1 protein-coding gene and 2 pseudogenes are annotated in these 907 nt (G+C 62.8%); 1 reads left to right on the top strand and 2 read right to left on the bottom strand.

All coding sequences use genetic code 11. The features are described from left to right. Positions 1-310, top strand: a pseudogene (locus tag Q9G87_RS60365) (4Fe-4S dicluster domain-containing protein); the annotation flags it as partial. A gap of 164 nt (positions 311-474) precedes the next feature. Here the strand turns inward: Q9G87_RS60365 and Q9G87_RS60360 are convergent. Then, positions 475-684 carry a hypothetical protein gene (locus tag Q9G87_RS60360; protein WP_305925695.1) on the bottom strand — a complete coding sequence of 70 codons (210 nt, stop codon included), beginning with the start codon at positions 682-684 and terminating at the stop codon, positions 475-477. A gap of 8 nt (positions 685-692) precedes the next feature. Beyond that, positions 693-907 (bottom strand): annotated as a pseudogene (locus Q9G87_RS60355) (IS630 family transposase); the annotation flags it as partial.

Below are 907 nucleotides of genomic sequence, written 5' to 3'. Positions count from 1 at the left end.
CGTCTGCCACGTGATCCGCGACCACGAGGAGAACAAGACCAACTTCTCCGGTCCCCGGTTCCTCATGCGGATCGCCGAGCTGGACATGCACCCGTATGACGTGGCGGACCGGCAGGAGGCGGCCCAGCAGGAGCACGGGCTGGGCTACTGCAACATCACCAAGTGCTGTACCGAGGTCTGCCCCGAGCACATCAAGATCACCGACAACGCGCTGATCCCGATGAAGGAGCGCGTGGTGGACCGCAAGTACGACCCGCTGGTGTGGCTGGGATCTTCAAGTGCGCGGACTAGGGTCGGCCCGTCCCAGTAGGCCATGAGCGGCCGTCAAACGGGGCCATGCCCCGTGGCGTTGCCGCATGGGACGAGAAACCTCCACCGGTCAAGCTGCTCGAGGAGCGTATCCGGCCGGGGCGAAACGCCGAACCCGTGGCACGAGGCTGGCCCTTGGACGGATGTGCTCCTGGAGTTTAAGGATCACTGTGCGGTGGACTGTTCCTCATGTGGCGTCTGCGACGGGCCTTGCTCGACCGGGGTAGTTGGGAGGAGTTCGATGCCGGTGACGATGGTCGGCTTGATGCGGATCACATGGTCCATGTGCTCGGCGACCCACGGGCGTAGCAGCCGTTGATACCGCGTGATCTCGTGCGGGTCATTCACCAGCTCCGCAATCCCCTTCACGATCACGCTCCATCCTAGTGTGATCCGCCTGAAATTCGTCGGCAATATTTAGCGAGGGATTCGAGGATCTCCTCGGCGGTCTTGGTCCACACGAAAGGCTTAGGATCGGCGTTCCAGCGATCCATCCAGGCGCGGATATCGTCCTCCAGTGCCTGGACGCTCTTGTGCACTCCGCGGCGGATCAGCTGGTCGGTCAGGTAACCGAACCAGCGCTCGACCTGGTTGATCC

The sequence above is a fragment of the Nonomuraea turcica genome (assembly GCF_030718205.1).
In the GTDB taxonomy this organism is placed as follows: domain Bacteria; phylum Actinomycetota; class Actinomycetes; order Streptosporangiales; family Streptosporangiaceae; genus Nonomuraea.
The sequence above is the reverse complement of the archived record's forward strand: the minus strand, read 5'-3'. Positions and strand labels throughout refer to the sequence as shown.